The 3,921-nt window shown below is 61.7% G+C and carries 3 protein-coding genes; all 3 read left to right on the top strand.

Annotated elements, in window-relative coordinates; all coding sequences use genetic code 11:
- A partial coding sequence (locus ACR0DT_RS24805) for a glutamine synthetase family protein (protein ID WP_480713310.1) occupies positions 1 to 1,307 on the top strand: 1,307 nt, incomplete at its 5' end.
- An 89-nt stretch (positions 1,308 to 1,396) separates the two neighbouring features.
- Positions 1,397 to 2,779: an aldehyde dehydrogenase family protein gene (locus ACR0DT_RS24800; protein WP_480713309.1), complete on the top strand. Its 1,383-nt coding sequence runs from the start codon at positions 1,397 to 1,399 to the stop codon at positions 2,777 to 2,779.
- The gene (locus ACR0DT_RS24795; protein WP_480713308.1) at positions 2,776 to 3,921 is read left to right on the top strand and encodes an iron-containing alcohol dehydrogenase; all 1,146 of its coding nucleotides are present in this window, start codon (positions 2,776 to 2,778) and stop codon (positions 3,919 to 3,921) included. The genes ACR0DT_RS24800 and ACR0DT_RS24795 overlap by 4 nt, the downstream gene beginning before the upstream one ends.

Raw genomic sequence — 3,921 nt, 5'->3', positions numbered from 1 at the left:
TTGACACGGTTTTGGTTTGTTTTGTTGACATGCAGGGTCGTTTGATGGGGAAGCGGTTTCATGCGGGTCATTTTGTTGGTGGTGCGTGGGAAGAGACGCATTGCTGCAATTATCTGCTGGCGACGGATTTGGAGATGGGGACGCCGGATGGTTATGCGTCGACCAGTTGGGAGCGGGGCTATGGCGATTATGTGATGAAGCCGGATCTGAGCACGTTGCGCCCGGTGCCGTGGCTTGAGGGCACGGTGATGGTGATGTGTGATGTGCTGGATCATCACACGCACGAGGAAGTACCGCATGCGCCGCGCTCGATCCTCAAACGCCAGGTCAACCGACTGAAGGCGATGGGCTATGACGCGATGTGCGCCACCGAGCTGGAGTTCTTTCTGTTCGAGAAGAGCTTTGACCAGATCCGTAAGGAAGGCTTCCGCGATCTGGCGCCGATCTCGGGCTATAACGAAGACTATCATATCCTGCAGACCACCAAGGAAGAGCATGTGATGCGCCCGATCCGCAACCATCTGTGGAATGCGGGGATACCGGTGGAGAATTCGAAAGGTGAGGCCGAGACCGGACAAGAAGAGCTGAACATCAAATATGCGGCGGCGATGGAGACGGCCGAGTATCACTCGATCGCCAAGAACGCGGTGAAAGAGATCGCCTGGCAGCATGGCCATGCGGCAACCTTCCTGCCGAAATGGCATCACGACAAGGTGGGCAGTTCCTCGCACGTGCACCAGTCGCTTTGGGCGGATGGCCAACCTGCGTTCTATGACGCAGAGGATGAGCTGGGCATGTCGGCGCTGATGAAAAGCTACATGGCGGGGCTGCTGAAATACGCCGCCGATTACACCTATTTCATGGCGCCGTATATCAACAGCTACAAGCGCTTCATGAAGGGCACCTTTGCGCCCACGCGGATCATCTGGTCGGTGGATAACCGTACCGCCGGGTACCGCCTGTGCGGCGATGGCACCAAGGCGGTGCGGGTTGAGTGCCGCATACCGGGCTCGGACATGAACCCGTATCTGGCGATGGCGGGGATGCTGGCGGCCGGGATTGCGGGGATCGAGGAAGGGCTGGAGCTGCAGCCGCCGACCGTTGGCGACGTCTATCAGGGCGACACCGGCATGATCCCGGGCAACCTGCGCGCGGCGCGGGATGCGCTGCACGGGTCCGAGATGCTGCGCGCGGCGATGGGGGATGAGGTGGTCGACCACTATACCCGCGCGGCGGAGGTCGAGATCGAGGAATTCGAGCGCGTGGTGACCGATTGGGAAGTGGCGCGCGGGTTTGAACGGGCCTGACGCGTAGCGTGAGAGGGCGGCCTCTCGCACCACCGAAATTTGGGAATGAGGAAGCAGGGCGCAGGTGCCCTCTATGTGGAGTTGATGGCATGGGCCAGACACTGAAATGCATCTCGCCGATCGATGGATCGGTTTTTGCCGAGCGCGCGGTGCTGTCGCGTGAGGCCGCGTTTGAGGTTGCCGCGCGGGCGCGGGCAGCACAGGCTGAATGGGCGGCGCGACCGTTGCAGGAGCGGATTGACCTTGTGATGGCTGGCGTGGCAGCCGTGGGCGCGATGAATGATGAGATCGTGCCCGAACTGGCCCAGATGATGGGCCGCCCGGTGCGCTATGGCGGTGAGTTTGGCGGCTTCAACGAGCGCGCCAGCCATATGGCGGGGATCGCCGAGGCGTCGCTGGCCGATATCGCGGTGGGCGAGGATGAGACCTTCAAACGCTATATCAAGCGCCTCCCGCATGGGGTGGTGTTTGTGGTGGCGCCCTGGAATTACCCTTACATGACGGCGATCAACACGGTGGCCCCGGCGCTGATTGCGGGCAATACGGTGATCCTGAAACATGCCACACAGACCCTGCTGGTGGGCGAGCGGATGGCGCAGGCCTTCCATGCAGCCGGTGTGCCGGCGGATGTGTTCCAGAACGTGTTCCTCAGCCATGACGTGACCAATGATCTGATCGCGGGCAATGCGTTCGACTTTGTGAACTTCACCGGTTCGGTTGGCGGCGGCCAGGCGATGGAGCGCGCGGCGGCGGGCACTTTTACCGGTGTGGGCACCGAGCTGGGCGGCAAGGACCCCGGCTATGTTATGGAGGATGCCGATCTGGACGCGGCGGTCGATACGCTGATCGACGGGGCGATGTTCAACGCGGGCCAATGCTGTTGCGGGATCGAGCGGATTTACGTGCAGGAAGACCTCTATGATGACTTCGTCGCCAAGGCGGTTGAAATCGTCAAAGGCTACAAGCTGGGCAACCCGCTGGACCCGGAGACCACCATGGGCCCGATGGCCAATGTGCGGTTCGCTGATGAGGTGCGTGCGCAGATTGCCGAGGCGGTCGCAGCGGGAGCTGTGGCTCATATCGACACCTTCGCTGAGGATGACGGTGGCGCCTATCTGACCCCGCAGATTCTGACCAATGTGACCCATGACATGCGCGTGATGCGGGATGAAAGCTTTGGCCCGGTGGTGGGCATCATGAAGGTCTCGTCCGACGCTGAAGCCATCGCGCTGATGAATGACAGTGAATTTGGCCTGACCGCCAGCCTATGGACCCGCGATGTGGACCGGGCGGCGCGTGTGGGCGACCAGATCGAGACCGGCACCGTGTTCATGAACCGGGCCGATTATCTGGACCCCGGCCTGTGCTGGACCGGCTGCAAGAATACCGGGCGCGGCGGCGGCCTGTCGGTCATCGGCTATCACAACCTGACCCGCCCCAAATCCTACCATCTGAAGAAGGTGACATCATGAGCCTTGTTGGAAACTGGTCTTACCCGACCGCGATCAAATTCGGCGCAGGCCGCATCAAGGAATTGCCCGAGGCCTGTGCGGCGGCTGGCATGAAGAAACCGCTGCTGGTCACCGACAAGGGGCTGGCCGATCTGCCGATCACCACCGAGACGCTGGATATCATGGAGGCCGCCGGTCTGGGCCGCGGGCTGTTCAGCGACGTTGATCCGAACCCGAATGAGAAGAATCTCGAGGCCGGGGTTGCCGCCTATAACGCAGGCGGCCATGACGGGGTGATCGCGTTTGGCGGCGGCTCGGGGCTGGATCTGGGCAAGATGGTCGCCTTCATGGCCGGTCAGACGCGCCCCGTCTGGGATTTTGAGGACATTGGCGACTGGTGGACCCGCGCCGACGCCGATGCCATCGCGCCGATCATTGCGGTGCCCACCACCGCCGGAACCGGATCGGAAGTGGGGCGCGCCAGCGTCATCACCAACTCTGAGACCCATGCCAAGAAGATCATCTTCCACCCCAAGGTCTTGCCCACGGTGGTGATCTGCGACCCGGAACTGACCGTGGGAATGCCCAAGTTCATCACCGCAGGCACCGGTCTGGATGCCTTTGCCCATTGCGTCGAGGCGTTTTCCAGCCCGCATTACCATCCGATGAGCCAAGGCATCGCGCTGGAGGGCATGCGGCTGGTCAAAGAGTATCTGCCCCGCGCCTATGCCGATGGCACCGACCTCGAGGCACGCGCCCATATGATGAGCGCAGCCTCGATGGGTGCCACCGGGTTCCAGAAGGGTCTGGGTGCGATCCACGCCATGAGCCACCCCATCGGCGCGGTGTTCAACACCCATCACGGCACTACCAACGCGGTTTGCATGCCCAGCGTGCTGGAATTCAACGCCCCCGTCATCGCCGACCGGTTCCAAATGGCCGCCGATTACCTGGGCATCGAAGGCGGTTTTGACGGCTTCTGCACCTTTGTGCAGGAGTTCAACGACACCCTCGGTATCCCCCGCAAACTCTCCGATCTGGGCGTCACCGAGGCCGCCATCCCGGACCTCGTCCAAGGCGCAATCATCGACCCCTCATGCGGCGGTAACCCCATCAAACTCAACGAGGATAATCTGACAAAACTATTCAATAACGCGTTGTGA

This window comes from Ruegeria sp. BI11 (assembly GCF_056538005.1).
This window is presented reverse-complemented; position numbering and strand designations above follow the sequence as displayed.